Consider the following 25,051-nt stretch of genomic DNA (forward strand, 5'->3'; position numbering starts at 1 on the left):
GGCCGAAGTCGTCATCACCCTGTCGGACGACGGCGCGGGCTTCGACACCGACCGCATCCGCGCGCGCGCCGAATCGCTCGGACTGATCTCGACCGACGAGACGTTGAGCGACCCGGAGGTCTGGAAGCTGATCTTCCGCCCCGGCTTCTCGACATGCGCAGAAGTCACCGAACTGTCGGGGCGCGGAGTCGGGATGGATGTGGTGCGCCGCACCATCGAGTCGCTGCGCGGCGCCATCGAGCTCGCCTCGGCGCCGGGCGAGGGCGCATCGGTCACGCTGCGCCTGCCGCTGACGCTGGCGATCATCGAGGGACTGCTCGTGCGCGTCGGCGTCGAACGCTATGTGATCCCGCTCGCCGCCGTCGAGGAATGCGTCGAGTTCTCGGCCCATGTCGACCCCGAAGGCACGGGCCGGCGCTTCATCGACATCCGCGGCGGGCTGCTGCCTTATCTCAGCCTGCGCGAGCTGTTTTCCGAACCCGGCGCCCCCGATCCGCATCAGAAGATCGTCGTCGTGTCCTCGGGCGAGGGCCGGGTCGGGCTGGTGGTCGATCAGGTGATCGGCGCCAACCAGGCGGTCATCAAGCAACTCTCGCGGCTGCACAGCGGGCTCAAGATCTTCTCCGGCGCGACGATCCTCGGCGACGGCGCCGCGGCGCTCATCCTCGACGTGATGCATCTCGTGGCGTTCGGGCAGGAGCTCGAGGCGCGGATGGTCGCGGACTGCGTGGGGAGGGCGGCATGAAAGCGGTCACGCTCAGGCTCGACGACGAGCTCTTCGCCATCGAGGCCGCGAATGTGCGCGAGATCCTCGACATGATCCCGGTGACGCGGGTGCCGAACGCGCCCGCCTTCGTCGCAGGCCTCGTCAACGTGCGCGGCTCGGTCGTGCCGCTCGCCGATTTCCGGGTGATCTTCGGCATGGCGCGGCGCGACGTCGACCCCGACACCCGCATCGTCGTGCTCGACACGGTGGTGGAGGGCGAGCCGCTGGTGGTGGGCCTGCTCGCCGACCGGGTCGAGGACGTCGCCGACCTCGCCGCCGCGGACATCGGGCCGGCGCCGAAAGTCGGCCTGCGCTGGCCGCCGGCCTTCGTGCGCGGCGTTGGCCAGAGGGAGGGGAGGTTCGTCATCCTGCCCGACCTCGAACGCATCTTCGCCAGCCGAAGCGCCGCCGAAGGCGGGTCTGCGTCAGCCGAGCGGAGGGGCTGATGCGCCGCGCGCTCCGAAGCGCGCAGGGCGGCCCGAGCGCCGTCCCGAGCCGCCGTTCAGTCCATTCCGGCCCGTCGCGTCCGCGCCGGGCCGGCGACGGTTTCCCCGATCTCCCTGCGGCGCCCGGCCTTCGCGAAGGACCCGTCGCCTCTTTCGAAAGGCCGAACAGATGCGCCTGACCCTGAAACTCAAGCTCGCCGTCGCCTTCGGGCTCTTGATCGCCCTGTCCGGCGGCGCGACGCTGCTCGCCCTGCGGGCGCTCAATGAGATGGACGGCCACATCCATCAGATCGCCAAGATCGACGCCCGCGCCGCCGTGCTCGTGCAGCAGGTCGCCACCAACATGGCGCAGGTGCAGCGGCTCGTCCGCGACCACATCCTCGTGGAGGACTTCGCCGAGAAGCGCGAGATCCGCGACACCGTTGGGGCTTCCCGGGCGAAATCCCTCGGCATGATGGACGAGATCGTCACGCTGGTCGACGAGGAGGGCCAGCGCGGCATCGAGGCGGTCCGCAAGGATTATCTCGAACTCATCGAGGTGAATGACGAGGTTTTCGACGCCAGCGCTGCGGGAAACACCGCCCGCGCGACGCAGATTTCGCGCACGCGCGCCAACGAGGTGTTCCGCAAGCTGATGGAGGACGTCGATCACGAGATCGAACTCGTCACGCATCGGATGGACATGGCGCATGACCAGGCGGCGGCGGCGTACCAGAGCAGCGTGACGCGGGTCATGGCGATCCTCGGCGCTGCGGTGGTCCTCGCCGCAGGCGCTGCGCTCTGGATCGTGATCAGCATCAGCCGGGCGCTGTCGTCGGCGCAGGCGGCGCTCACGGCGGTCTCGCGCGGCGACCTCACCGCGCGGACCTCGAACGCGCCGAACGACGAGATCGGCGACGTGATGCGCACCATCGAGGAGATGACCGCGCGTCTGCGCGGCGTCGTCGGCGACGTGACCACGGCGGCGCGCAATGTGGCGGCGGGCGGCGAGCAGCTCTCGGCGACCTCAGAACAGCTCTCCGAAGGCGCGGCCGAGCAGGCGGCGTCGAGCGAGCAGACCTCGGCCTCGATGGAGCAGATGACCGCCACCATCAGCCAGACCGCCGACAACGCGACCGAGACCGAGGGGATCGCCCGGCAGAGCGCGTCCTCCGCCGCCGACAGCGGTCAGGCGGTCGGGCGCGCCGTGACGGCGATGAAGACCATCGCCGAGAAGATCCTCGTCGTGCAGGAGATCGCCCGCCAGACCGACCTGCTGGCGCTCAACGCAGCGGTCGAGGCGGCGCGCGCGGGCGAGCACGGGCGCGGCTTCGCGGTGGTCGCCTCGGAGGTGCGCAAGCTCGCCGAGCGCAGCCAGAGCGCGGCGGCGGAGATCTCGACGCTGTCGGCGGACACGGTGAAGGCGGCGGAACTCGCCGGCGACATGCTGGGCAAGCTCGTGCCCGATATCCAGCGCACGGCGAAGCTGGTGACCGAAATCTCAAACGCCGCGCGCGAGCAGACCGCCGGGGCGATGCAGATCAACTCGGCGATCCAGCAGCTCGACAAGGTCACGCAGCAGAACACCGCCGCTTCCGAGGAGTTGTCCTCGACCGCCGCCGAACTGTCGAGCCAGGCCGAACAGCTCCAGAGCGCCATCGGCTACTTCAACCTCGGCGGCGACGGGCGCGAGCCGCAACGGGCCGGGCCGGCGAAGACCAGGGCGAAAGCCCATGGTCGGGCGCACGCCGCGCCCGCCCGCCACGGGATGCGCGGGGGCGGCGCGTCGGACGGCTTCTCATTCGACCTCGACCGCGAGGAGGACGCGCTCGACGCCGAGTTCGCCCGCGCCTCGGGCAGGGCGGCGTGAGGCCGCCATGGCGAGCGCGGAGCAGTTCGTCACCATCGGCGCCGGCGAGGGCCTGTTCGCCGCGCCGGTGGCGCAGGTGCAGGAGATCCTCGACCTCGCGCCGATCGCGCATGTGCCGCGCAGCGCGCCGAGCCTGCTGGGGCTGATCGACGTGCGGGGCCGCAGCGTTCCGGTGCTCGATCTGCGCGACCTGCTCGGCGTGCCGCGCGGCGAGGACGGCGTGCACACGCGGGTGATCGTGCTGACGCTCGGGGGAGCCGGGGGCGGGCCGCAGGGCGGGCGGGTGGTCGGGCTGAAATCCGACCGGGTCTTCGAAGTCACGGCGCTGGACGCCGACGCGCTCGACCCTGCGCCCGGCGGCGGCGAGGAGGCCGGATGCGGCGGGGCGATCCGGGGCATCGGACGGCGGAACGGCGCGTTCGTGACGGTGCTCGACGTCGAACGGCTTGTGGAGAGCGAGCTCGGCGCCGGCGCGTCGATCTGAGCGGCGGGCGCGCCCGCGAGGAGGCCATCGCATGACGCCCCAGCCCCGCAGCCGCCCGCGCGCCACGGTCGCCCCGGCGCCGCACGCGCCCGCGCCCTCCGACGGGCTGAGCCCGCGCGACTACCAGCGCGTCTCGGCGCTCATCCGCGACGCGATCGGGCTCCAGCTCGGCCCCGACAAGCGGATCACCGTCGAAGGCCGCCTGCGCAAGCGCGCCCGCACGCTCGGACTGCCCGGCCTGCGGGAATACTGCCGCCACCTCCTCGACGAAGGGGGCCTCGCCGGCGAGATGGCCGGGCTGATCGACGCGCTGACCACCAACAAGACCGACTTCTTCCGCGAGGCGGACCATTTCGACCTGCTGCGCCGCCGGATCGTCCCCGACCTCCTGTCGCACAGGCGCGGCGCGCGGCCGAAGCTCAAGGTCTGGAGCGCCGCCGCCTCGACCGGGGCGGAGGCCTATACGGTCGCGATGGTGCTCGCCGACATGGTCTCCCAAGGCGCGAGCTTCGATTTCGCGGTCCTCGGCACCGATGTGAGCGGGGAAGTGCTCGAGACGGCGCGGCTCGGGGTCTATCCGGCGGAGTTCCTCGCGCCGACGCCGCAGCCGCTGCGGCGTTTCCTGATGACCGCGCGCAGCCCGCGGATGCGCGGCAAGCTGCGCATCGCGCCCGAGCTGCGCGCGCGCACGCGCTTCGCCGAGCTGAACCTGATGGATGCGCGCTATCCCGTCGACGACGACGTCGACGTGGCGTTCCTGCGCAACGTGTTGATCTATTTCAATCGAGACGACCAGATGGCGGTGATCCGCAAGGTGCTCGCGCATCTGCGGCCCGGCGGCTACCTGCTGCTCGGCCATGCCGAGACCATGGTCGGCGGTTTCGCCGCGCGCGCCGTCGCGCCGGCGGTCTTCCAGAAGGAGCTCCACCCATGAGAGGGGCCGCACCCCGCGCCGCGCCGCATCCCGGGCCGATCCGGGTGCTCGTCGTCGACGACAGCGCCGCCGTGCGCGCCGCTTTGGCCGAGGTGATCCGCGGCGATCCCGGCCTCGCGCTGATGGGCGCGGCCCGCGATCCCTACGAGGCGATCGAGCAGATGCGCGTCGCGCTGCCTGACGTGATCGTGCTCGACATCGAACTGCCGCGCATGGACGGGCTGACCTTCCTGCGGCGGATCATGGCGCAGCGGCCGGTGCCCGTGGTGATCTGCTCCAGCCACACCCAGAAAGGCTCGGAGGCGATGTTGCGGGCGCTGGAGGCGGGCGCCGTCGAGGTGATCGGCAAGCCCGCGATGGGCAGCGCGGCGGGGTTGCGCGACAGCGCCCAGCGCATTCGCGCGGCGATCCGCGCGGCGTCGATGGCCCGGCTGTCCAATCTGCGCGCCGGGCCGGCGGCGTCGGCCCCCCGGGCGAGCCCGGTCGCGCCCAAGCTCACCGCCGACGCGGTCCTGCCCCCGGCGCGCGACGTCGACCATCAGCGCGCCATCGCCCGGATGCCGCGCACCGACCCGGTGATCGTGATCGGCGCCTCGACCGGCGGCACCGAGGCGCTGCGCGACGTGCTGACCGCGCTGCCGCCCGACGCGCCGGCGATCGCCGTCGTCCAGCACATGCCGGCGGGCTTCACCGCCGCTTTCGCGCGTCGGCTCGACGGGCTCTGCGCGATCGAGGTGCGGGAGGCGGCGGATGGCGACCAGATGCGCCGCGGCCTCGCGCTCATCGCGCCTGGCGACCGCCATCTCGCACTGCGGCGGTCGGGTCGGGGTTATGCGGTCGCGCTGGTCGACGGCCCGCCCGTCTCGCGCCACCGCCCGTCGGTGGACGTCCTGTTCCGCTCCGCGGCGCAGGTCGCCGGGCCGAACGCGGTCGGCGCGATCCTGACCGGCATGGGAGACGACGGCGCGGTCGGGCTGCGCGAGATGCGCCAGATGGGCGCGACGACCATCGCCCAGGACGAGGCGAGCTGCGTCGTGTTCGGCATGCCCAAGGAGGCGATCGCCCGCGGCGGCGTCGAGATCGTCCTGCCGCTCGACCGGGTCGCCGCGTCGCTGCTCGGCTGCGCGGCGCGCATCGGCTGAGCGAGGCGGACCTTGTCGGCGCGATCAGCGCCGATAGAAGTGGTGCCCGTCGATGCTCACAGTGCGGGTCAGGCGCTGCGCCCAGTCCGGCTCGGCGATGCTGCGCGCGATGAAATAGGTCGCGCCGCCCGTCGGGTCCGCGCGTCGCCCGCTCACCACGTCGAGCGCGACGCGCATCGATTTGTCGAAGGCGGCCATGTCGAGCGGCTGATCCGAGCGGCGGTCGCAATACCAGGAGAACTGGCAGACGCCGCTCCATTTCTGGGTCACCACTTCGCAGACCCGGTCGGGATAGCGGGCGCTGCGGACGCGGTTGAGGGTGACATGCGCCACCGCCGCCTGCCCCTTCGCGCTTTCGCCGCGCGCTTCGTGATAGACGTTGAGCGCGAGACAGGCGACTTCGGACGGGTCGGCGTTCCGGCTCTCGGAGGGGATCTCGGCGGCGCCCAGAGCGAGCGAAGCAGCGAGAATGTATGATGCGGCTACAACTGGCATGCCGGAGGCTATCGCAGCGACGGGACTTCAAGTCAAACTGAACTCTTCGTGAGAATGTCGCGCGCGCCGTGTGGTCTCGTCGCCGCAAGGACAGCTGCGGACTGTTCGTCGCCGCGCGGGTGGCGGGGCCCGCCGAGGGCCGCCCGGGGCCGCGGCCCCTTCCCAAACCGCCCGATTCGCGCTAGTTGCCCGGCTTTCCCGCGGCGCGCCACCCCTGGAGGGCGTCCGCATCTTCCGAAGGAGCGACCCGATGGGCGAGACGACGACGCTCGAGGCCACGGCGCGCGAGGGGACGGGCAAGGGGGCCGCCCGGTCTGCGCGACGCAATGGACTCGTGCCAGGCGTGATCTATGGCGGCGGCGAGGCCCCGCAGGCGATCAACATGAAGTTCAACGAGCTGCTCAAGCTGCTCAAGAAAGGCAAGTTCATGTCGAGCCTGCACAATGTGCGGGTCGACGGCGTGGACAACCGCGTCGTGTGCAAGGCCGTGCAGCGCGACGTGGTCAAGGATCTGCCGACCCATGTCGATTTCCTGCGGCTGACCGAGAGTTCGCGGATCAAGCTGCACGTTCCGGTCGAGTTCCTCAATGTCGAGACTTGCCCGGGCATCAAGCGCGGCGGCACGCTCAACGTAACGCGCCACGACGTCGAGCTGTGGGTGCGCGCCGGCGCCATTCCCGACCACATCGAGCTCGACCTGGCCGAGGGCAAGCTCGGCGAGGTGTTCAAGATCTCGGCGATTTCGCTGCCCGCGGGCGTGACCCCGGTGATCGCGGATCGCGACTTCGTGATCGCCAGCATCGCCACGCCCTCGGGCATGGTGGCCGACGAGGAAGAAGCCGCCGCAGAGGCGTGACCATGGCCTGAAAGCGGGCCCGACAGACGCCTTCGGGCGATGCGACCCTCGGCCCGGCGCGCGCGTTGCGCGCCGGGCCGCATGCTGTCTGGAGCGACGGAGAGCCGCGATGAAGCTGCTGGTGGGCCTCGGCAACCCGGGCGCGCGCTACGCCGGCACCCGCCACAATGTCGGCTGGATGGCGGTCGACGCCATCGCCGAGGCGCATGGCTTCGGCCCGGAGCGCGCGAAGTTCCAGGGCCGGTTGCGCGAGGGCCGGCTGGGGTCAGAGCGCGCGCTCATTCTCAAGCCCGAGACCTACATGAACCTCTCCGGCCAGTCGGTCGCGGCGGCGATGCGCTTCCACAAGATCGCGCCGGGCGAGGCGACCGTGTTCCATGACGAGCTCGACCTCGCCCCCGGCAAGCTGCGGGTGAAGCTCGGCGGCGGCCATGCCGGCCATAACGGGCTGCGCTCGCTGCATCAGCATATCGGGCCGGATTTCGCCCGGGTGCGGATCGGCATCGGCCATCCCGGCGACAAGGCGCTGGTCGCCGACTATGTGCTGCATCCCTTCGCCAAGGCGGACGGCGACTGGCTGGAGCCCCTGCTCGCCGCGATCGCCGAGGCCGCGCCGATGCTCGCCCATGGCGACGCGGCGGGCTTTCAGAACCGCGTCGCCCTGCGCACCGCGCCGCCGCGCAAGCCCCAGCCGGCGAAGCCCGCGCGCCCAGCCCCGTCCGACGCCGTCCCGTCCGACGCCGCCCCGTCCGACGCAGCAGCGCCGGTCGCGGAGCCGTCGCCGGACGCCGCGCCTGCGCGCTCGCCGCTGCAGAGCCTCCTCGAGCGCTTCCGGCGCGACTGACCGGCGGGCCCCTCAGTAGCAGCGCCCCCCTGGCGCGCGCACGACGCCGTGTCCGGTGGCGTCGTCGCGCCCCGGAGGCCCGACATCTTCGGCGGTGCGGGCGAGCAGCGCGCGCGCCGCTTCGGGGTCTCCGCCGGTCTCGGCGCGCGCGCGCAGCATCGCGGCCATCGCGAAGGGCACGGCGAAGCTCGTCCCGGTCCAGGCCCGGACGCCGCCGTCGCCGGCGGCGGAGGCGACGTCGACGCCGGGGGCGGCGACCTCGACATAGGCGCCGCGCGTGCCGCCGCGCCAGGCCCGCTTGCGCGCGTCGACCGCCGCCACCGCCGTCACCGAAGGATAGGCCGCAGGATAGGCTGGGCGGGCCCGCGGACCGTCATTGCCGGCGGCGGCGAGCAGATTGGCCCTGCGCGCCGCCACTTGCGTCGCGCGCTCGAGCAGCAGATTGGGCGGTCCGGCGAGGCTGAGGCCGATCGCCCGCGCCCGCCCGGCCACCGCCCAGTCGAGCGCGCGCACGACAGAGGCCGCGTCGGCGCGCGTCGCGTCGCCGCGCCGGCCCACCGCTTCGGCGGCGAGCAGCCGCGCGCCGGGCGCGAGCGGCGACGCGCGTCCGACCAGCAGCGCCGCGACCGCCGTTCCGTGGTCCGGGGCCGCGCTGGCGACGTCGTCGGCGAGGAAGGACCTCCGCTCGATCCGCGCGCCCCGCAGCGTCGGATGCCGCGGATCGACGGCGGTGTCGACGATGGCCACGGGCGCGCCGCGCGCGCAGGCGTCCGAACCGCCCGCGCTCAACCGCACAAGCTCCACGCCCCAGCAGACGCCGCCGGGGCAGACTTCGCCGCCCGAGCGGTAGAGATGGTTGAAGTCGAGCGTGGCGCCCGGAGCGGCCCCGCGCGCCGCGGCCAGCGCGTCGTCGAGCGACAGGCCCTGCGGGGCGCGCAGCCGCGACAGCGTCGCGCCGAGGCCGCCGAGCGTCGTCGTCTCGATCACGAAGAAGCCGAGATTGGCGAGGGCGGCCCGGTCGCCCGCGTCGAGGTCGAAGGCGACGAGTTCGCGCGCGAGGCGCTCGTTCGCGTCGTCTCCGCGGCTCGCGCCGCCGAAGACGTCCTCGATCAGCCGACCGAACGCCGTGTCGCGCAGCGAGCCGCCGCGCTCGTCGTCGTCGTCGTCGTCGTCGTCGTCGTCATCGTCATCGTCATCGTCATCGTCATCGTCATCGTCATCGTCATCGTCATCATCATCATCATCATCATCGTCATCATCGTCATCATCGTCGCCGTCATCGTCCCCGTCGTCGTCGTCGTCGTCGCCGTCATCGTCCCCGTCGTCGTCGTCGCCATCATCGTCCCCGTCGTCTCCGCCACCGTCGTCGTCGCCACCGTCGTCGTCGCCATCGTCGTCGCCACCGTCGTCGTCGTCGTCCGCGAGCGCGGCCGGGGGCGACCAGTCGAGTCGGTCGTCGAGCGGCGAAAGCGTCGCCATCAGCGCGAGGATGAGAAGCAGTCGCATCGGTCCGGGCCTCCGTGTTCGCAGCGATCGGGAGGAGAACGCGCGCAGGGCTGATTTCTTCCCGCAGCGGGAATAGAAGTTCGCGCCGCGCGTTTCCCCGGCGCTGGACGGAAGGAGAAGTCACCCGATGGCCGACGACGTCAAGGCCGAGCTGGTCGTCCTGATCCCGCGGCTGCGGCGCTTCGCATGGGCGCTGACCGGTTCGCGCGACGAGGGCGACGATCTGGTGCAGGCGGCCTGCGTCAAGGCGCTCGGCGCACTCGACCAGTATCAGCCCGGCACGCGGCTCGACGCCTGGATGTTCCGCATCCTGCGCACGGGCTGGATCGACCGCGCCCGGTTCCGCGCGCGGCGGCCCTCGGTCTCGGACCCCGAGACGCTCGAGGCGCTGTCGGATGGCGGGGTCGGCGCGCAGGCGGCGATGGCGCGGCTGACGCTGGAGCGGGTGCGCGCGCGCATGGCCGAACTGCCGGAGGAGCAGCGCGAGGCGCTGGCGCTGGTGGCGGTCGAGGGGCTCTCCTACAAGGACGCCGCGGAGGTTCTCGGCGTCCCCGTCGGCACGGTGATGAGCCGGTTGTCGCGCGCCCGCGCGCGGCTGTCGGCCTTGATGGAGGACGCGGCATGAGCGACGCGCGCGAGGACATGGACTGGACCGAACAGGAGATCGCGGCCTTCGTGGACGGCGAACTCGACGCCGTCGAAGCCGCGCGGATCGCGGCGATCCTCGACGCCGATCCCGCGGCGCGCGCGCGCGCCGAAGAACTGCGCGCGATGAACGCGCTGCTGCGCGACGCCTTCGCCGCGCCGCTGGAGGAGCCCGCGCCCGCGCCGATGCGCGCCGCGCTCCTCGGCGCGCCGGGCAAGGTGGCGACGCTGACGCCCGCCGCGCGACGCGCGCCGAGGACATGGGCGCCCGCCGCGCTGGCGGCGTCCGTCGCGCTCCTGATCGGGCTGGGCGTTGGCGGGGCGCTGTTCGGCCCGTCGCCGCAAGCCCCGCAGGTCGCGCAGGCCGCGCTCGGCGTGGGGCTCGCGCCCGAAGCCGCGCAGGCGGCCCTCGAGACGGCGCCGAGCGGCGCGGAGCAGGGCGCGCTGCGGCTGCTCGCGAGCTTCGAGACCCCCGGCGGCGCCTGCCGCGAGTTCGAAACGCTGGGCGCCGGCGCGTCCGTCGAGGCGATGGGGCTGGCCTGCCGCAGCGCCGAGGGCTGGCGGGTGCTGACGCTCGCGCAGGCCGCCGAGGGCGAGACGACGGACGGCGGCTATGCGCCCGCTTCGGGCGCGGCGCTCGACGCCATCGGCGCGGCGCTCGACGCGCTCGGGGCGGGACCCGCCCTGTCGCCCGAGCAGGAGGCGTCGCGCATCGGGTCGGGCTGGCGTTAAGCGCCCGCCCCGCCCTTGCATCCGCCGCGGCGCATGCTATCCCCCGCCGCGACGGACAGGGGGAGACGCCGCGATGGACGGGCTGGAGCAACTGCGCGCGAAGCATCTCGCCGCGATCGCCGACGCGGACGACGAGGCGGCGCTGGAGGCCGTGCGGCTCGCCGCGCTCGGCAAGAAGGGCGAAGTCTCGCTGCTGATGCGTGAACTCGGGCGGATGAGCCCGGAGGAGCGCCAGACGGCCGGCCCCGCGCTGAACGCGCTCAAGGACGAGGTCAACGCCGCGCTCGCCGCCCGCAAGGCCGCGCTCGGCGACGCGGCGCTCGCCGAGCGTCTCGCGGCGGAATGGCTCGACGTCACTCTGCCGCCGCGCCCGCGTCTCGCGGGAACGATCCATCCGATCAGCCAGGTGACCGAGGAGGTCGCGACGATCTTCGCCGCGATGGGCTTCGGGGTGAAGGAAGGCCCGCAGATCGAGGACGACTGGCACAATTTCGACGCGCTCAACATCCCGCCCGAGCATCCCTCGCGCACCGAGATGGACACGTTCTACATGGCCCCAAAGGCCGACGGGACGCGCCATGTGCTGCGCACCCACACCTCGCCGGTGCAGATCCGGGGGATGCTGGAAGAGGGCGCGCCCTGCCGCTTCATCTGCCCGGGGCGCGTCTATCGCTCGGATTACGACCAGACCCACACGCCGATGTTCCATCAGGTCGAAGGGCTCGCGATCGACCGCGCGATCTCGATGGCGAACCTGAAATGGGTGCTCGAGGAGTTCTGCCGCGCCTTCTTCGAGGTCGAGGGGGTGGAGCTGCGCTTCCGCGCCTCGCATTTCCCCTTCACCGAGCCATCGGCGGAAGTGGACATCCGCTGTTCATGGACCGGCGGCGTGCTGAAGATCGGCGAGGGCGACGACTGGCTCGAGATCCTCGGCTCGGGGATGATCCACCCCAAGGTCCTGCGCGCGGGCGGGATCGACCCCGACCAGTGGCAGGGCTTCGCCTTCGGCATGGGAATCGACCGGATCGCGATGCTGAAATACGGCATCCCCGACCTGCGCGCCTTCTTCGACAGCGATCTGCGCTGGCTGCGCCATTACGGCTTCAGCGCGCTGGAGGGGCCGAGCGCCCATGCGGGGCTGACGCGCTGAGGGGGCGAGGGCGGCCTTGGGTGGGAAGCGCAAGTTCGGCATGGGCGCTGAGGACCGCGCCCTCCCTCGGGTGGGCGCTTCGGAACTTCTGAGCTACGCGGTTTATGGCGCCAAGTACTTCTCGCGTTCAGCTACTTGAACCGTTGCAATGCGCCCTCCCTTGGGGGAGGGAGGGCGCGGTCCGTGCTGGTCGCACGGACCAAGAGACGAGCGGAGACCCTCCGCAAATGGCCGGTTTCCGCGCAGCGCCGCCGTTCACTCCACCACTTTCGGCACCACGAAAAACCCGTCACGCGTCTCCGGGGCGTTCGCCAGCACGTCGTCGCGGCGGTTGCCGTCGGTCACCACGTCGGCGCGGCGCTTCAGCCGCATCGGCGTGACGGAGGTCATCGGCTCGACGCCCTCGACGTCGAGTTCGCCGAGCTGTTCGGCGAAGGCGAGGATGCGCGACAGCTCGCCCGCCAGCGCGTCGAGCTGGTCCTCCTCGACGCGGATGCGCGCCAGATGCGCCACCCGGCGCGTCGTGTCCCGGTCCACCGCCATCGCGTCAGCTCCCTTGCGGTCGGGCGACCTCGTCGCCCCCTCCATGCCGCACATACGCCACCAGCAGCACGCCGAGCAATGTCCCGTTCAGGACATGCCACATGAAATGCGTGCCCATCGGGAAGACGTCGCACAGCGGCATGTCGAGCGCCCGGAACGTCAGCGAGGCCACGAAGAGCCCCGCCGCCGCCAGCAGCCAGACGCCCACGGGGTGGCGCCGCAGCATCAGCAGCGCGCCGCAGGCGGCGAGCGCGACCAGCGCCGGCAGATATCCGGTCGCGGGCTGGAGCGCGGGCGGAAAGGTCGCCGCCGCGGCGCTGCGCACGCCCGAGGAAAAGAACAGGAACGCCACCGCGCCCGCCGCCGCCTCCGCCGGGCGCGCCCCGAAATAGCGCCACAGCGCGAGCCCCAGATAGGCGACGATGAAGAGCAGGATCGCGAGCACGTCCGCCGCGCCCGACCAACGCTGCGCGAAGGTGTGGAACAGGCCCGACCCCAGCCCGACCAGCGCGACGAGGACGATCAGCGTCCAGGTCCAGCGGTCCAGACGCCCGGCCCGCTTCGCGGCGAACCAGCCGACGAAGGCCGCGAGAAAGAACGCCAGATTGGTCAGCGCGTTGACCGGCTCGGCCCAGAAGCCGGGATCGGTGCGCTCGCAATAGATGTCGACGGGGCGGAACCAGTCCATGACGCCTCCTCTTGTCACCCCGCCCAGATAGAGCGCGCGGAGGCGCGATGCGAGCCTTGCGGCGCGCGCCGCGATTCGGAATGTTCGGGGCGAGGCTTGCGAAGGAGGCGGCGATGAAGATCACCTGGCTCGGCCATTCCGGTTTCCGCATCGAGACGGCGGGGCAGATCCTGCTGGTGGATCCGTGGCTGCGCGGCAATCCGGCCTTCGACGAGGCGCGCTTCGACGAGGCCATCGCCGGCGCCACGGCGATCCTGCTCACGCATGGCCATTTCGACCACGCCGGAAACGCCGTCGAGATCGCCCGCGCCGCGAAGGCCCCGATCTGCGGCGTCTACGATCTGGTGAGCTGGCTGACCTCGGGCGCCTCGGATGTCGAGGGCGTCGGCTTCAACAAGGGCGGGACCATCGCGCTGGGCGAGGCGCGGGTCACGATGGTGCATGCGACCCATTCGGCGAGCGCCTCGGACGGGGAGCGCCCCGTCTGCGTCGGCTCCGAGACCGGTTTCGTGATCGCGGGCGGCGGGACGACGCTCTACGTCGCCGGCGACACCGACGTGCATTCCGACATGGCGCTGGTGCAGGAGTTGCACCGCCCCGATCTCGGCATCCTGCCCATTGGCGGCCATTTCACGATGGACGCCGCCCGCGCCGCCTTCGCCTGCCGCAAGTTCTTCAGCTTCCGCGCCGCGATCCCCTGCCACTACCGCACGTTCCCGCTGCTGGCGCAGTCGGCGGAGGAGTTCGCGACGCTCGCCGCCCCGACGAAAGTGGTCGCCCCGGAGGTGATGGAGACGGTCGAACTCTGAGGCCGCGCGCCTGCGCGGCCTCAGAGCGCTTCGGGCGTTACTGGTTTTTCTGGCGATAGGTGATCCGGCGCACAGAGCCGCTCTTGGAGCGCATCAGCAGGGTCTCGGTCTCGAGATAGGCCCCGTGGCGGCGGGCGCCCTTGAGGATCGAGCCGTCGGTGACGCCGGTCGCCGCGAAGATCACGTCGGCGGTCACCAGATCGCCGAGGACGTACTTCTTGCCGAGATCGGTTATGCCGGCGCGGTGGGCGCGCTCCTTCTCCTCATGGTTGCGGAACCAGAGCCGCCCCTGAAACTGCCCGCCCATGCATTTCAGCGCGGCGGCGGCGAGCACACCCTCCGGCGCGCCGCCCGCGCCCATGTACATGTCGATCCCGGTGTGGTCGGAGGCGGCGCAATGGATCACCCCGGCCACGTCGCCGTCGGTGATGAGGTGGATCGCGGCGCCGGTGGCGCGGACCTTGTCGATGATCTCGGCATGGCGCGGGCGTTCGAGGATGCAGACGGTGATGTCGCGCGGCGGGCAGCCCTTCGACTTCGCCAGAGCGCGCACGGCCTCGGCGGGGTCCATGTCGAGATCGACGACCCCTTCGGGATAGCCCGGTCCGATCGCGACTTTCCACATGTAGACGTCGGGGGCGTGCAGCATCGAGCCGCGCGGCCCCATCGCGATCACCGTCATGGCGTTCGGCATCGCCTTGGCGGTCAGCGTCGTGCCTTCGAGCGGGTCGAGGGCGATGTCGACTTCGGGGCCTTCGCCGGACCCGACTTCCTCGCCGATATAGAGCATCGGCGCCTCGTCGCGCTCGCCTTCGCCGATCACCACCGTGCCCTTGATGTCGAGCAGGTCGAGTTGCTTGCGCATCGCGTCGACCGCCGCCTGATCGGCCTGCTTCTCGTCGCCATGGCCGACGAGATGCGCCGCCGCGATCGCCGCCGCCTCCGACACGCGCGCAAGACCGAGCGACAGCATGCGGTCCTTGAATTCAAGCTCCTGGATGGGATCGGCGGTCATGGACAACTCCTGCGGGCTGTGAATGGGGGCGGGATGGAGAGGGGCGGAACTCAGACGTCCTCGATGGCGAGCGCGACGGGCGCGGCGAGGCTGACCGGGCTCGCGGAGATGGCGGCGAGCGCGCGGTCGAGCGCCGCGCGCGCGCAGGCATGGGTGAGGATGACGACCGTGGCGCCGGCGTCGCGCTCGTCGTCCTGGCGCATCGCGCGGATCGACACGCCCTCCGCCCCGAGATCGCGCGCGACCTCGCCCAGCGCGCCGGGGCGGTCCTGCAGGCGGAAGCGCAGATAGAAGGGCGCGGTCGGCTCGACGGCGCGCGGCGCCTGCGCGAGGCTGGCGGCGGGGACGCCGAAGGCCGGGCCGCGCGCGCCGCGGGCGATGTCGATCAGGTCGGCGACGATGGCCGAGGCGGTCGGGCCGGCGCCGGCGCCGGGGCCTTCGAACACCGCCGCGCCGACCGCGTCGCCTTCGACCACCACGGCGTTGGTCACGCCGTCGAGCTGGCCGATTGCCGAGCCCGCCCGCACGAGGCAAGGCCGCACCGCGCGCTCGACCGCCTCGCCGACCCGCCGCGCGACGCCGAGCAGCTTCACCCGGTAGCCCATCGCGCCGGCATGGGAGATGTCGGCGAGCGCGACGCGCTCGATCCCCTCGACGCTCACCCCGTCGAAATCGGGATCGCAGCCGAAGGCGAGCGTGGCGAGCAGGGCGAGCTTGTGCGCCGCGTCGATCCCGCCGACGTCGAAGCTCGGATCGGCCTCGGCGTAGCCCTTGGCCTGCGCCTCGGCCAGCACCGGCGCGTAGTCGCGGCCCGAGCGCTCCATCTCGGTCAGGATGTAGTTGCAGGTGCCGTTCAGAACGCCGTAGACGCGGGAGACCGCGTTGCCCGCCAGCCCCTCGCCCAGCGCCTTGACGATGGGGATGCCGCCGGCCACCGCCGCCTCGAAGCGCAGGGCGACGCCCGCCGCCTCCGCCGCCGAAGCGAGGGCGAGTCCGTGATGGGCGAGCAGCGCCTTGTTGGCCGTCGCCAGATGCCGCCCGCCCGCGATCGCCGCCTCGCAGGCCGCCCGCGCCGGGCCGTTCGCGCCGCCGATGGCCTCGACCACCACGTCGAGATCGGCCCGCCGCGCCAGCGCCACCGGGTCGTCCTCCCAGGCGCAGGCGGACAGGTCCACGCCGCGGTCGCGGCCCCGGTTGCGCGCGCTGACGGCGCGCACCTCTATGGGCCGCCCCGCCCGCGCCGCGATCAGCGCCGCGTTGCGCGCGAGAAGCTGCGCCACGCCCGCGCCGACGGTCCCGAGCCCTGCAAGCCCGACCTTCAGAGGCTCTGCGTTCATTCGGCGGCCTCGGGCAGATTGTCGTAGCGCGCCATGATCTCGCCGGCGCGCCCGAGCAGCTTCTTCACGCCGCGCGCCGCCTGCCGGATGCGCTGCTCGTTCTCGACCAACCCGATCCGCACATAGCCCTCGCCATATTCGCCGAACCCCACGCCCGGCGCGACGGCGACCTGAGCCTCGGTCAGCAGGAGCTTGGCGAACTCCATCGAGCCGAGCCGCGCGAAGGCCTCGGGAATCGGCGCCCAGGCGAACATGGTGGCGGGCGGCGAGGGGATCGGCCAGCCGGCCTCCGCCATCGCCTTCACCAGCACGTCGCGGCGCGCCTTGTAGACGCCGCGGATCTCGGCGACGCAATCCTGCGGACCGTTCAGGGCGGCGGCGGCGGCCACCTGCACCGGGGTGAAGGCGCCGTAGTCGAGATAGGATTTGATGCGCGCCAGCGCCGCGATCAGCCGCGGATTGCCCACGGCGAAGCCCATCCGCCAGCCGGGCATCGAGTAGGTCTTGGACATCGAGGTGAACTCGACCGCCACCTCCTTCGCCCCCTCGATCTGCAGGATCGAGGGCGGCGGGTCGCCCTCGAAATAGATCTCGGCGTAGGCGAGGTCGGACAGCACGAAGATCTCGTTCTTGCGCGCCCAGCGCACCAGCTCGGCGTAGAAATCGAGGTCGCAAATCTGCGCCGTCGGATTCGACGGGAAGCTGACGATGGCGACCAACGGCTTGGGCACCGAATGATGCACCGCGCGGTCGAGCGAGCGCATGTACGCGTCGGGGTCGAAGCGGCCCTCGTGCAGCGCCGGGATGTGGCGCAGCGCCGCGCCCGCGATCATGAAGCCGTAGGGGTGGATCGGATAGGACGGGTTCGGCGACAGGATCACGTCGCCCGGCGCGGTGATCGCCATGGCGAGGTTGGCGAGCCCCTCCTTGGAGCCGAGCGTCGCGATGACTTCGGTTTCGGGGTTCAGCGTCACGCCGAAACGCCGCTGGTAATAGGCCGCCTGCGCGCGGCGCAGCCCGGCGATGCCCTTGGAGGCGGAATAGCGGTGCGTCCTCGGCTTGCGCACCGTCTCGATCATCTTCTCGACGATGTGGGACGGCGTATCCATGTCGGGATTGCCCATCCCGAAATCGATCACGTCCACGCCCTGCGCGCGGTACTCCGCCTTCAGCCGGTTGACCTCGGCGAAGACATAGGGCGGCAGACGTTTGATGCGGTGGAATTCCTCGGCCATGCGCGTTCCGCCCCCTCTTCACGGCCTGCTCGACGAGGCCGCTTATAGGGCCGCGCCGCCGCCGCGCCAAGCACGGGGCGCGCGCGCGAGACTTCGGGGTCCGCGCGAGGCGTCTCCCCCGGCGTCGGAGCGATACGCCCCCCGGTCGGACGGTTCAGTCGCCGAGCGACCGGCGCGGCATGCCGGAAGCGGTCTCGCGGAAAGGCCGCGCCGCGCCGAGGCGCGCTCCGACGGTCGATGCGAAGTCTCGAACCGGCGCCCGGACGGTCAGGCGCTCGATGCGGCTCCAGGCCAGTCGCGCCGCGTCGAACAGGAGCGACCCGGCGCGCGCCGAATCCTGCGCCGCCGCGCGCGCCGTCGCCGCGTCGCGCAAGCGCCCCAGTCCGAACGCCCTGTAGAGCCCGACAGTGGTCAATCCCATCAGGATGAAGGCGAATATCGTGTCGCTGAGGAAATGCTTGCCCGGGGCCATCCGGATCAGCGCCGCCCCGAGCAGCCACAGCGCCGCCGCGCCGACGGCGACCGCGCGCGCCCGGCCCGCCGTCAGCGCCGGCCAGAGCGCCGCCAGAAGCCCGAAGGCCAGCGCCGCCGCAGCCGCCCCCTCGCCCGAAACGAAAGAGCAGTTGGTCGCGCATCCCTCGCCGATGGCGAAAGGCGGCGTCATCGGATTGGCGCCGCCGAAGACCGTCACCGCGTCGGGCCGCGCCCGCCCCCAATGCTCCTTGAACAGCGCGTTGGCGATGAGGCCGGGGCCTGTGGCCAACAGGGCGCAGAAGAACAGCCACAGCCGCGCGGGGGTGCGCCAGCCATGGGGCGCGAGAAGTCTCAGCAAGGCCATCAGAGCGACGAAGACGCAGAAGGCGACGAAGACCAGCTTGTAGACCGATCGAAGCGCCGCGACCGCCGGATCGGAGCGCAACGGAAAACCGGCTCCGTCATGGAAAACCCCCGCCGCCCAGAGGTCGAGCTCGGGAACCGCGACGAACAGCGCGAGCGCCCCGAAGCCGAGCGTGCTGAGCAGCGTCGCGAGGCGCCAGAACAGCAGATCGGGGGCGCTCTCGCGGGTCATCTCAGCGCTCCAGCCGATGCAGGGCCGGCTCCCGCGCGCCCATGAAGGGCCGGGGCGCCGGCGGGGGCAGCGCCACGGCTGCGGCCCATCCCGGAGGCGGCGCTCCCGGATCCCCGAGCGTCGCCCACAGCGTCGCGCCCTGCGCGTCGGGCGGCGTCTCGGCGAGGTCCCAGCCATGCCGCGGCGGGCCGCCGCGGGGCGCGGCGGCGACCGCGACGGGGCTGTCGCGCAGCCCGTGCGTCAGCGCGGCCAGCAGGGCGCGATTGTCGGCGAGGATCAGCCCCGCCCCTTCCGCGCGGGCGACGGCGGCGACCTCCTCGGCGTAGGCGCTCTGACCGAGGACGCGGGCGAAGGCGGGCCGGCCCTTCGGACCGGGAATCGCCTCCGGCGCGAGCGCGGCAAGCGGCAGCAGGACCGACGCCGCCGTCCCGAACGCGAAGGAGGCGGCCAGCGCCCGGCGCCCCCAGCGCGCGAGCTCCGCTGCGGCGAGCGGCGTCGCCGCGACGAAGGCGGCGGCCGCCCAGTTCGCGTTCGCGCCGGCGCGCAGCGCCTGCAACGCCACCAGCGCCATGATCGGCGCCGAGAACCAGACCAGCGGCCCGCGCGGCGCCCGCCACACCGCCGAAAGCCACGCCGCGAAGAGGAGCGGCCCCATCACCCCGAACTGCGCCCCGAGAAATTCGAGCAGCGCCAGCGGGCGCAGCCCCGTCGAGACGCCCGCATTGTCGAGGGTGTGCGCCAGCGTCGCCCCCGAATGCGCGAAGTTCCAGATCAGGTTCGGGGCCAGCGCCGCCGCCGCAGCCCCGAGCGCGATCGCCGCGTCGCGGACGCGGGGGCGGCCGGCGCGCTCCGCTGCCGCCCAGAGCAGCGCGCAGAGCACCGCATAGAGCGCCGCGTATTTGCCGAGCGCGGCGACGCCGAGGAAGGCGCCGGCGGCGAGCGCGGTCGCCGCGGAGGGGCGTTCGACGGCGCGCACCCAGAACAGGATCGCGAGCGCCAGCGGCGCCAGCATGACCGTGTCCGTCGAGATCAGCTGCGCGCCGAAGGCGACGCCCGGCATCGTCAGCCAGGCGAGCCCGGCCAGCAGCCCGACGCGGCCGCCGAGGACATGCGCGCCGAGCGCCCCCACCGCCACCGCCGCGAGCGACTGCAGCACGGGCGAGGCCGCCCGCACCCAGAACGGGTCCGCCGCCCCGCCGAGCGCGGTCGTCGCCCCGATGGTCCAGGCGATCAGCGGCGGCTTGGAGAAATAGCCCCAGGCCGGCTCGCGGCTCCACGCCCAGTACTGCGCCTCGTCGACGAAGAGTTCGGTTCCGTTCAGCGCGAGCAGCGCGAGGCGCAGCGCCGCGACCCCTGCGGCGACCGCCGCCAGCAGGGCGAGCGGCGCGGGCGCGGCGTCAGCCGGCGCGAAGGTTGCGCTTCTCTGCATGGATCAACCAAAGGTTCCGGGCGTAGATCGCGAAGCCCATCGACTGGCCGAGGATGAACACCGGATCGGCGCGATGGATGGCGTAGGCCAGCAGCACCGCCGCCCCGGCGATCGACAGCCACCAGAAGGCGACGGGGACCACCGAGCGGCCGGCGCGCTCCGAGGCCGCCCATTGCAGCAGGAAGCGCGCGCTGAACACGAGCTGGCCGCCGAGGCCGACGACGACCCAGAGGAACTCGGTCATGTCCTCGACGCCGAGGAAGGCGAACAGGGCGGGAAGCTGGTCAGCCATGGGCGGTCCCGATCGCGACGGCGCCGCGCGCATGCGCCGGGGGGTGCGCGCGGCGGGCGGGCGCCGAGCGGCGGCGCCGGCGCAGCAGCCACCAGACGCCGAACAGGTCGAGCGCCCCGACCAGCGTGCGGTCGATCTGCCCGTATTTCGACCGTCCCGCCGCGCGCGGGCGATGACCGACCGGGACATGCCGCACGGTCCAGCCGTCGGCGAGGAACAACGCCGGCAGGAAGCGGTGCATGTGGTCGAAGATCGGCAGGTCGAGGAAGGCCGCGCGCGGAAACGCCTTCAGCCCGCAGCCGGTGTCCGGCGAGCCGTCGCGCAGCAGGGCGCGCCGCAGGGCGTTGCCGATGCGCGAGGCGAGGCGCTTGGCCGCGCTGTCGCGCCGGCGCGCGCGCACGCCGCAGACGAGCCCGAGCGAGGGCGGGCGATCTTCGGCGAGAAAGTGCGCGATCAGCGCGGGGATGTCCGCCGGCGGGTTCTGCCCGTCGCCGTCGAGCGTGACGACGATCGGCGCCTCCGCCGCGCGCACCCCCGTCGCGACCGAGGCGGACTGGCCGAAGCTGCGCGCGTGGCGCACCGTCCGCAGCCACGGATGCGCCGCCTGCGCCGCGGCGATCGCCGCCGCGGTCGCGTCGGTCGAGCCGTCGTCGACGAAGATCGCCTCGAAGGGGCCGATCGGGGCGCAGGCGGCGCCGATCTCCGCGACGAGGGACGCGACGGCCTCGGCTTCGTCACGCATCGGCGCGACGACGGCGAACAACGGCGTTGTGGAGCGCATGCGGGGCCTCCTTGATCCAGGACGTCGCTCGGCGCGCGGCGGCGGCGGCGAGCACGCGCGCGGCGCGCAGGGCCGCTCGACCCTCGGCTGGCGCATCGGCGAACGCAACCGGCAGATCGCGGGCCGCGGCGGCGCGGGCCAGCGCCCGCGTCACGTAATGGCCGAGCGCGCCCCCGGCGATCACGTCCGACAGGTAATGGGCGCCCGCCCCTGTGCGGCTGACCGCCCCCCAGAGCGCGACGCCGTAGAAGACCGGTCGCCAGCGCGGGGCGATGAGCGCCAGCGCCGCCGCCAGCGCGAAGAGCGTCGCCGCATGGCCCGAGGGCAGGCTGTTGAGCTTGTAGTCGAAGGCCAGCGGTTCGAAATGATAGGCGCCGAGCGTCTCTGCGAGCTTGGGCCGCGCCCGCCCGATCGTCATCTTGAGGATCGCGGCGAGCGTCCCGAGCCCGGCCACGCAGCCCAACGCGAACAGCGCCCGACGGCGCAGCGCGCGCGCGGCCCGTCGCGGACGCGCAGGGGGGGCGTCGGCGACAGGGCGCGGCCCGCGCGCGGCGACATGCGCCGCAAGCCCGACCGCCGCGCAGGACGCCATCATCCACCCGCTGTCGCCGACGCCGGTCGCCCAACGCCAGAACCCCACAAGCTCGGGATCGGCTGCGCGGAAATAGGCGAGGACGAGCGGGTCGAGAAAAGTGAACGCGAAGAGCCAGGCCGAACCGAGCACGGCCAACGCCAGCGCCCGCGCATCGACGTCCGTCGCGCCGAATGACGTCGCATCACCGCGCACAGACCCCTCCTTCCCGCGCATCGTACAGGGTCAGCGAGACGCGGCGCCCGTTGGAGTAGTTGAAGGCGTCGAGTTGCGCCCGAGACGCCGCGTCGGGATATGCGGCGAGGAAGATGTCGCGCGCGCGCGCGTCGATCCAGGCGAGCCCCGCGCGCCCCTCGGCCACGGCCTGCGCCGCGCCGGGCCCGTCGGTCAGGAGGGTGTCCGTCCCGAGATGGAACACCGCGCTCGGCTCGCGATAGCCGGTCAGGGCCACGGGTCGGGCGTCGCCGCAACGCCAGCGCGCCGTCTCCGCCGCCATCGCCGGGGCGGGGAAGGCGACGCTCAGCGCAGGCAGGGCGAAATGGAGCACGGCGGTCGCCCCGAGCGCCGCCGACACCGCCGCCGCCGGCGCGAAGACCGCGAGCCGCCAGTCCCACAGCGCGCGCCCGGCGACCAGAGCGGCCGCGAGCGTCGCCAGCCCCAGCGCCAGACCTCCGGCCGAGGGCGCGCCCACGATCGCCCATGGCCCGAGCGTCGCCGCCCCCGCCAGCGCCGCCGCCGGGAGCGCCCAGAGCGCGACCATCGCCCCGCGCCAGCCGCGCGCGGGCGCCGGAAGCCCCTCGACCGCCGCGGCGGCGAGCAGCAGCGCCAGCGCCGGATAGGCCGGCAGCGTGTAATGGGGCAGCTTGGTCGGCACGAGTTCGAACACCAGCCACGTCGCCGCGACCCATCCCAGCAGCAGCGCCGTTTCGGGGCGCGCGCGCGCCCGCCAGACCAGCGGCGCCGCGACTGGCAGAAGGATCGCCCACGGCCAGAAGGCGGCGAACGCGACCAGCGTGTGATATCCGGGCGGCGCGCCATGCGACTCCTGCCCGGACGCCGCCTTGGCGAGCAGGTCCCGCCCCACGCTCTCCGTCCAGAAAGCGCCGTCGGAGACGAGCGTGATCGCGATCAGCCACGGCGCGGCGAGCGCGAGCGCGAGCGCCGGACCCCAGAGCGGAACCGCCGCGCGGATCGGCGCCCAGGATCGCGCGGCGAGGGCCGCCCCCGCCAGCCCCCCGGCGATCGGGATCAGAATGATCGGACCCTTGATCAGCAGCCCCGCCCCGACCGCCAGCCAGAGCAGCAGGGCCCAGCGACGCGCGTCGCCCCCGCCGGACTGGATGCGCGCGAGCGCCCCGAGCGCCGCCACGCAGGCCAGCAACAGCAGCGCGTCGGTCTTGGCGAGGCGCGCCTCGACCGCCAGAAGCGCGACGCAGGCGAGCCCGGCGCCGGCCAGCATCGCGGCGGGCCGTCCCACGAGGGCGAGTCCCGCCCAGAAAGTCAGCGCGACCGCCCCCGCGGCCGCGATCCAGGACGGCGCGCGGAATGCGCCGATCGCCGCCTCGGCCCCGCCGGCCAGCGACGCCGTTCCGGCCTGAGCCCAGTAGGCCAGCGCCGGCTTCTTGTGCCGCGCCGTCTCCTGGAAGCGGATGTCGATCAGGTCGCCGGTCTCCAGTATCTGCCGGCTCGCCTGCGCGAAGCGCGCCTCGTCGCGATCCGTGACCGGCAAGGTCCACTGACCCGGCAGAAAGAGCAGCAAGGCCAGCAGGAACGCCGCGCCGACCATCAGCCCTTCGCTCCTCGACCCGATCTGAGCGAGCGCGCCTTCCGTCCAATCTCGGCGCGACGGCTGCAGATGGGCTGAAGTCATGCGAAGGCCTTTCCCAGACCTCGCTTCCCTATAACGGAGGATCGTCAGATTTTTTGCGGTTGTGCGAAGGTTCTATGAAAAACCGACCGTCCGCCACGGCGGAGGCGCCGTGACACGGTCAGCTCGGCGGCTTTTTGGGCCGGCGCGCGCCGAAGCCGCGCCTGCCCCCGCCTGCGGCTTTCGATCGTCCAGCGCGCCGTCCGCGCCTTGGGCGGGGGTCGCTCAGGCCGCCTCGCGGCTCTCCTGCGCGACCAGCGCCACGATGTCGGCCATGATCTTGTTCAGCTCGAAATCCTTCGGCGTGTAGACCCGCGCGACGCCGTAGCCCTTGAGGGTCTCGGCGTCGGCGTCGGGGATGATCCCGCCCGCCACGACCGGCACGTCGTCGAGCCCCGCCGCCCGCATCCGCTCCATGACGTCCTTGATCAGCGGAAGATGCGAGCCCGACAGGATCGACAGCCCCACCACATGCACGCCCTCCTCGAGGGCCGCGTTGACGATCTGCGCAGGCGTCAGGCGGATGCCCTCATAGACGACTTCCATCCCGCAATCGCGCGCGCGCACGGCGATCTGCTCGGCGCCGTTGGAATGGCCGTCGAGCCCCGGCTTGCCGACGAGGAACTTCACCCGCCGCCCCAGCCGCCGCGACACCGCCTCGACTTCGGCCCGCAGCGCGTCGAGCCCTTCCGCCGCCGCATTCGCCGCCTTGCCGACGCCGGTCGGCGCGCGATACTCGCCGAACGCCTCGCGCATCGCCGCGCCCCATTCGCCCGTCGTCACGCCCGCCTTCGCCGCCGCGATCGAGGGCGGCATGATGTTGGCGCCCGTCCGCGCCGCCTCCTTCAGCGCCGCGATGGCCGCCGCGACCGCCTGCGGGTCGCGCGCCGCGCGCCACGCTTCGAGACGCCCGATCTGCTCGGCCTCGACGGCGGGGTCGACCGTCATCACGCCGCCTTCATTGGCGGTGAGCGGCGAGGGTTCGGTCGTGGTGAACTTGTTGACGCCCACCACCACCGTCTCGCCGGTTTCGATCCCGCGCAGCCGGCGCGAATTGCTCTCGACCAGCGCGCCCTTCATGTGGTCGATGGCCGCGACCGCCCCGCCCATCGCGTCGATGCGCGCCAGTTCCTCGCGCGCGCCGGCCTTCAGCGCCTCGACCTTGCGCTCCACCGCCGGGTTGCCGTCGAAAAGGTCGTCGTATTCCAGAAGGTCCGTCTCATAGGCCAGAACCTGCTGGAGCCGCAGCGACCATTGCTGATCCCAGGGGCGCGGCAGCCCGAGCGCCTCGTTCCAGGCGGGCAGCTGGAGCGCGCGGCACCGCGCCCGTTTGCTCAGCGTCACCGCCATCGCCTCGATCAGGATGCGATAGACGTTGTTCTCCGGCTGCTGCTCGGTCAGGCCGAGGCTGTTGACCTGCACGCCGTAGCGGAAGCGGCGCAGCTTCGGGTCGGTCACGCCGTAGCGCGTCTCGCAGATTTCGTCCCACAGATCGACGAAGGCGCGCATCTTGCACATCTCGGTCACGAAGCGGATGCCGGCGTT

The 25,051-nt window shown here is 72.6% G+C and carries 27 protein-coding genes; 13 read left to right on the forward strand and 14 right to left on the reverse strand.

The features are described 5' to 3' along the window. From V7Q31_RS11295 to V7Q31_RS11320, 6 genes are all read left to right on the forward strand, one after another. A partial coding sequence (locus V7Q31_RS11295) for a chemotaxis protein CheA (RefSeq protein WP_333833960.1) occupies positions 1-745 on the forward strand: 745 nt, incomplete at its 5' end. Next, a complete protein-coding gene (locus V7Q31_RS11300) occupies positions 742-1,212 on the forward strand; it encodes a chemotaxis protein CheW (RefSeq protein WP_333833961.1) in 471 nt (156 codons plus the stop codon). The genes V7Q31_RS11295 and V7Q31_RS11300, both read left to right, overlap by 4 nt. 169 nt (positions 1,213-1,381) lie before the next feature. Beyond that, positions 1,382-3,061, forward strand: a complete 1,680-nt coding sequence (locus V7Q31_RS11305) for a methyl-accepting chemotaxis protein (protein WP_333833962.1) — start codon at positions 1,382-1,384, stop codon at positions 3,059-3,061. Positions 3,062-3,068: 7 nt separating this feature from the next. Then, positions 3,069-3,545 carry a chemotaxis protein CheW gene (locus tag V7Q31_RS11310; RefSeq protein ID WP_333833963.1) on the forward strand — a complete coding sequence of 159 codons (477 nt, stop codon included), beginning with the start codon at positions 3,069-3,071 and terminating at the stop codon, positions 3,543-3,545. A gap of 31 nt (positions 3,546-3,576) precedes the next feature. After that, positions 3,577-4,479, forward strand: a complete 903-nt coding sequence (locus tag V7Q31_RS11315) for a CheR family methyltransferase (protein WP_333833964.1) — start codon at positions 3,577-3,579, stop codon at positions 4,477-4,479. Then, positions 4,476-5,621, forward strand: coding sequence for a protein-glutamate methylesterase/protein-glutamine glutaminase (locus V7Q31_RS11320; protein WP_333833965.1), 1,146 nt, complete (start codon positions 4,476-4,478; stop codon positions 5,619-5,621). Before V7Q31_RS11315 ends, V7Q31_RS11320 begins: the two co-directional genes overlap by 4 nt. Positions 5,622-5,645: 24 nt before the next feature. Here V7Q31_RS11320 and V7Q31_RS11325 read toward each other — a convergent pair whose 3' ends face one another. Next, the gene (locus tag V7Q31_RS11325) at positions 5,646-6,116 is read right to left on the reverse strand and encodes a cell wall hydrolase (protein ID WP_333833966.1); all 471 of its coding nucleotides are present in this window, start codon (positions 6,114-6,116) and stop codon (positions 5,646-5,648) included. Between the two features lie 250 nt (positions 6,117-6,366). Here V7Q31_RS11325 and V7Q31_RS11330 point away from each other — a divergent pair, with 250 nt between their 5' ends. Together V7Q31_RS11330 and pth are read left to right on the forward strand one after the other, a co-directional pair. Continuing rightward, on the forward strand, positions 6,367-6,972 hold the full coding sequence (locus V7Q31_RS11330; protein ID WP_333833967.1) for a 50S ribosomal protein L25/general stress protein Ctc: 606 nt from the start codon (positions 6,367-6,369) through the stop codon (positions 6,970-6,972). 109 nt (positions 6,973-7,081) lie between these two features. Continuing rightward, a complete protein-coding gene (gene pth / locus V7Q31_RS11335; RefSeq protein WP_333833968.1) occupies positions 7,082-7,816 on the forward strand; it encodes an aminoacyl-tRNA hydrolase in 735 nt (244 codons plus the stop codon). Between the two features lie 12 nt (positions 7,817-7,828). On the opposite strand, the gene V7Q31_RS11340 is transcribed toward pth, so the two are convergent. Then, positions 7,829-8,605 carry a S8 family serine peptidase gene (locus V7Q31_RS11340; protein ID WP_333833969.1) on the reverse strand — a complete coding sequence of 259 codons (777 nt, stop codon included), beginning with the start codon at positions 8,603-8,605 and terminating at the stop codon, positions 7,829-7,831. 63 nt (positions 8,606-8,668) lie between these two features. Here V7Q31_RS11340 and V7Q31_RS11345 point away from each other — a divergent pair, with 63 nt between their 5' ends. The 4 genes from V7Q31_RS11345 to pheS all read left to right on the forward strand — a co-directional run bounded on the left by V7Q31_RS11345 (position 8,669) and on the right by pheS (position 11,849). Continuing rightward, positions 8,669-9,376, forward strand: a complete 708-nt coding sequence (locus V7Q31_RS11345) for a hypothetical protein (protein WP_333833970.1) — start codon at positions 8,669-8,671, stop codon at positions 9,374-9,376. Between the two features lie 73 nt (positions 9,377-9,449). Beyond that, the gene (locus V7Q31_RS11350; protein WP_333833971.1) at positions 9,450-9,947 is read left to right on the forward strand and encodes an RNA polymerase sigma factor; all 498 of its coding nucleotides are present in this window, start codon (positions 9,450-9,452) and stop codon (positions 9,945-9,947) included. Next, positions 9,944-10,699: a hypothetical protein gene (locus V7Q31_RS11355; RefSeq protein WP_333833972.1), complete on the forward strand. Its 756-nt coding sequence runs from the start codon at positions 9,944-9,946 to the stop codon at positions 10,697-10,699. Before V7Q31_RS11350 ends, V7Q31_RS11355 begins: the two co-directional genes overlap by 4 nt. Positions 10,700-10,781: 82 nt before the next feature. Next, entirely contained in the window at positions 10,782-11,849 is a 1,068-nt protein-coding gene (pheS, locus tag V7Q31_RS11360; protein WP_333833986.1) for a phenylalanine--tRNA ligase subunit alpha, read from the forward strand. A 255-nt stretch (positions 11,850-12,104) separates the two neighbouring features. Here pheS and gatC read toward each other — a convergent pair whose 3' ends face one another. Continuing rightward, a complete protein-coding gene (gatC, locus tag V7Q31_RS11365; RefSeq protein ID WP_333833973.1) occupies positions 12,105-12,392 on the reverse strand; it encodes an Asp-tRNA(Asn)/Glu-tRNA(Gln) amidotransferase subunit GatC in 288 nt (95 codons plus the stop codon). A gap of 4 nt (positions 12,393-12,396) precedes the next feature. Further along, on the reverse strand, positions 12,397-13,080 hold the full coding sequence (locus V7Q31_RS11370; protein WP_333833974.1) for a ceramidase domain-containing protein: 684 nt from the start codon (positions 13,078-13,080) through the stop codon (positions 12,397-12,399). A gap of 113 nt (positions 13,081-13,193) precedes the next feature. Between V7Q31_RS11370 and V7Q31_RS11375 the strand changes: the two genes are divergently transcribed. Beyond that, positions 13,194-13,889 carry a metal-dependent hydrolase gene (locus V7Q31_RS11375; RefSeq protein ID WP_333833975.1) on the forward strand — a complete coding sequence of 232 codons (696 nt, stop codon included), beginning with the start codon at positions 13,194-13,196 and terminating at the stop codon, positions 13,887-13,889. Positions 13,890-13,926: 37 nt separating this feature from the next. Here V7Q31_RS11375 and glpX read toward each other — a convergent pair whose 3' ends face one another. From glpX to V7Q31_RS11425, 10 genes are all read right to left on the reverse strand, one after another. Beyond that, complete coding sequence (gene glpX / locus V7Q31_RS11380; RefSeq protein WP_333833976.1) at positions 13,927-14,904, reverse strand: class II fructose-bisphosphatase; 978 nt, start codon at positions 14,902-14,904, stop codon at positions 13,927-13,929. A gap of 50 nt (positions 14,905-14,954) precedes the next feature. After that, a complete protein-coding gene (locus V7Q31_RS11385; RefSeq protein ID WP_333833977.1) occupies positions 14,955-16,241 on the reverse strand; it encodes a homoserine dehydrogenase in 1,287 nt (428 codons plus the stop codon). Then, positions 16,238-17,476 carry an LL-diaminopimelate aminotransferase gene (locus tag V7Q31_RS11390; RefSeq protein WP_333833978.1) on the reverse strand — a complete coding sequence of 413 codons (1,239 nt, stop codon included), beginning with the start codon at positions 17,474-17,476 and terminating at the stop codon, positions 16,238-16,240. The genes V7Q31_RS11385 and V7Q31_RS11390 overlap by 4 nt, the downstream gene beginning before the upstream one ends. A 154-nt stretch (positions 17,477-17,630) precedes the next feature. Next, a complete protein-coding gene (locus V7Q31_RS11395; protein ID WP_333833979.1) occupies positions 17,631-18,545 on the reverse strand; it encodes a phosphatase PAP2 family protein in 915 nt (304 codons plus the stop codon). Position 18,546: 1 nt separating this feature from the next. Continuing rightward, positions 18,547-19,974 (reverse strand): ArnT family glycosyltransferase, encoded by a 1,428-nt coding sequence (locus V7Q31_RS11400; protein ID WP_333833980.1) that lies wholly within the window; start codon positions 19,972-19,974, stop codon positions 18,547-18,549. Further along, the gene (locus V7Q31_RS11405; RefSeq protein WP_333833981.1) at positions 19,943-20,266 is read right to left on the reverse strand and encodes a lipid-A-disaccharide synthase N-terminal domain-containing protein; all 324 of its coding nucleotides are present in this window, start codon (positions 20,264-20,266) and stop codon (positions 19,943-19,945) included. The genes V7Q31_RS11400 and V7Q31_RS11405 overlap by 32 nt, the downstream gene beginning before the upstream one ends. Continuing rightward, a complete protein-coding gene (locus V7Q31_RS11410) occupies positions 20,259-21,047 on the reverse strand; it encodes a glycosyltransferase family 2 protein (RefSeq protein WP_333833982.1) in 789 nt (262 codons plus the stop codon). Before V7Q31_RS11410 ends, V7Q31_RS11405 begins: the two co-directional genes overlap by 8 nt. Further along, a complete protein-coding gene (locus tag V7Q31_RS11415) occupies positions 21,001-21,834 on the reverse strand; it encodes a phosphatase PAP2 family protein (protein WP_333833983.1) in 834 nt (277 codons plus the stop codon). Before V7Q31_RS11415 ends, V7Q31_RS11410 begins: the two co-directional genes overlap by 47 nt. After that, on the reverse strand, positions 21,824-23,425 hold the full coding sequence (locus V7Q31_RS11420) for an ArnT family glycosyltransferase (protein WP_333833984.1): 1,602 nt from the start codon (positions 23,423-23,425) through the stop codon (positions 21,824-21,826). Before V7Q31_RS11420 ends, V7Q31_RS11415 begins: the two co-directional genes overlap by 11 nt. 306 nt (positions 23,426-23,731) lie before the next feature. Beyond that, on the reverse strand, positions 23,732-25,051 hold a 1,320-nt coding region (locus tag V7Q31_RS11425), incomplete at its 5' end, for a methylmalonyl-CoA mutase family protein (RefSeq protein WP_333833985.1).

It is taken from the genome of Rubrimonas sp., from assembly GCF_036788415.1.
Lineage (GTDB): Bacteria > Pseudomonadota > Alphaproteobacteria > Rhodobacterales > Rhodobacteraceae > Rubrimonas.

Coding starts and splice junctions, on each gene's coding strand:
- V7Q31_RS11300 (WP_333833961.1), top strand. CDS start 742: ATGAAAGCGGTCACGCTCAGGCTCGACGACGAGCTCTTCGCCATCGAG.
- V7Q31_RS11305 (WP_333833962.1), top strand. CDS start 1,382: ATGCGCCTGACCCTGAAACTCAAGCTCGCCGTCGCCTTCGGGCTCTTG.
- V7Q31_RS11310 (WP_333833963.1), top strand. CDS start 3,069: ATGGCGAGCGCGGAGCAGTTCGTCACCATCGGCGCCGGCGAGGGCCTG.
- V7Q31_RS11315 (WP_333833964.1), top strand. CDS start 3,577: ATGACGCCCCAGCCCCGCAGCCGCCCGCGCGCCACGGTCGCCCCGGCG.
- V7Q31_RS11320 (WP_333833965.1), top strand. CDS start 4,476: ATGAGAGGGGCCGCACCCCGCGCCGCGCCGCATCCCGGGCCGATCCGG.
- V7Q31_RS11325 (WP_333833966.1), bottom strand. CDS start 6,116: ATGCCAGTTGTAGCCGCATCATACATTCTCGCTGCTTCGCTCGCTCTG.
- V7Q31_RS11330 (WP_333833967.1), top strand. CDS start 6,367: ATGGGCGAGACGACGACGCTCGAGGCCACGGCGCGCGAGGGGACGGGC.
- pth (WP_333833968.1), top strand. CDS start 7,082: ATGAAGCTGCTGGTGGGCCTCGGCAACCCGGGCGCGCGCTACGCCGGC.
- V7Q31_RS11345 (WP_333833970.1), top strand. CDS start 8,669: ATGGTTGAAGTCGAGCGTGGCGCCCGGAGCGGCCCCGCGCGCCGCGGC.
- V7Q31_RS11350 (WP_333833971.1), top strand. CDS start 9,450: ATGGCCGACGACGTCAAGGCCGAGCTGGTCGTCCTGATCCCGCGGCTG.
- V7Q31_RS11355 (WP_333833972.1), top strand. CDS start 9,944: ATGAGCGACGCGCGCGAGGACATGGACTGGACCGAACAGGAGATCGCG.
- gatC (WP_333833973.1), bottom strand. CDS start 12,392: ATGGCGGTGGACCGGGACACGACGCGCCGGGTGGCGCATCTGGCGCGC.
- V7Q31_RS11370 (WP_333833974.1), bottom strand. CDS start 13,080: ATGGACTGGTTCCGCCCCGTCGACATCTATTGCGAGCGCACCGATCCC.
- V7Q31_RS11375 (WP_333833975.1), top strand. CDS start 13,194: ATGAAGATCACCTGGCTCGGCCATTCCGGTTTCCGCATCGAGACGGCG.
- glpX (WP_333833976.1), bottom strand. CDS start 14,904: ATGACCGCCGATCCCATCCAGGAGCTTGAATTCAAGGACCGCATGCTG.
- V7Q31_RS11385 (WP_333833977.1), bottom strand. CDS start 16,241: ATGAACGCAGAGCCTCTGAAGGTCGGGCTTGCAGGGCTCGGGACCGTC.
- V7Q31_RS11390 (WP_333833978.1), bottom strand. CDS start 17,476: ATGGCCGAGGAATTCCACCGCATCAAACGTCTGCCGCCCTATGTCTTC.
- V7Q31_RS11395 (WP_333833979.1), bottom strand. CDS start 18,545: ATGACCCGCGAGAGCGCCCCCGATCTGCTGTTCTGGCGCCTCGCGACG.
- V7Q31_RS11400 (WP_333833980.1), bottom strand. CDS start 19,974: ATGCAGAGAAGCGCAACCTTCGCGCCGGCTGACGCCGCGCCCGCGCCG.
- V7Q31_RS11405 (WP_333833981.1), bottom strand. CDS start 20,266: ATGGCTGACCAGCTTCCCGCCCTGTTCGCCTTCCTCGGCGTCGAGGAC.
- V7Q31_RS11410 (WP_333833982.1), bottom strand. CDS start 21,047: ATGCGCTCCACAACGCCGTTGTTCGCCGTCGTCGCGCCGATGCGTGAC.
- V7Q31_RS11420 (WP_333833984.1), bottom strand. CDS start 23,425: ATGGTCGGCGCGGCGTTCCTGCTGGCCTTGCTGCTCTTTCTGCCGGGT.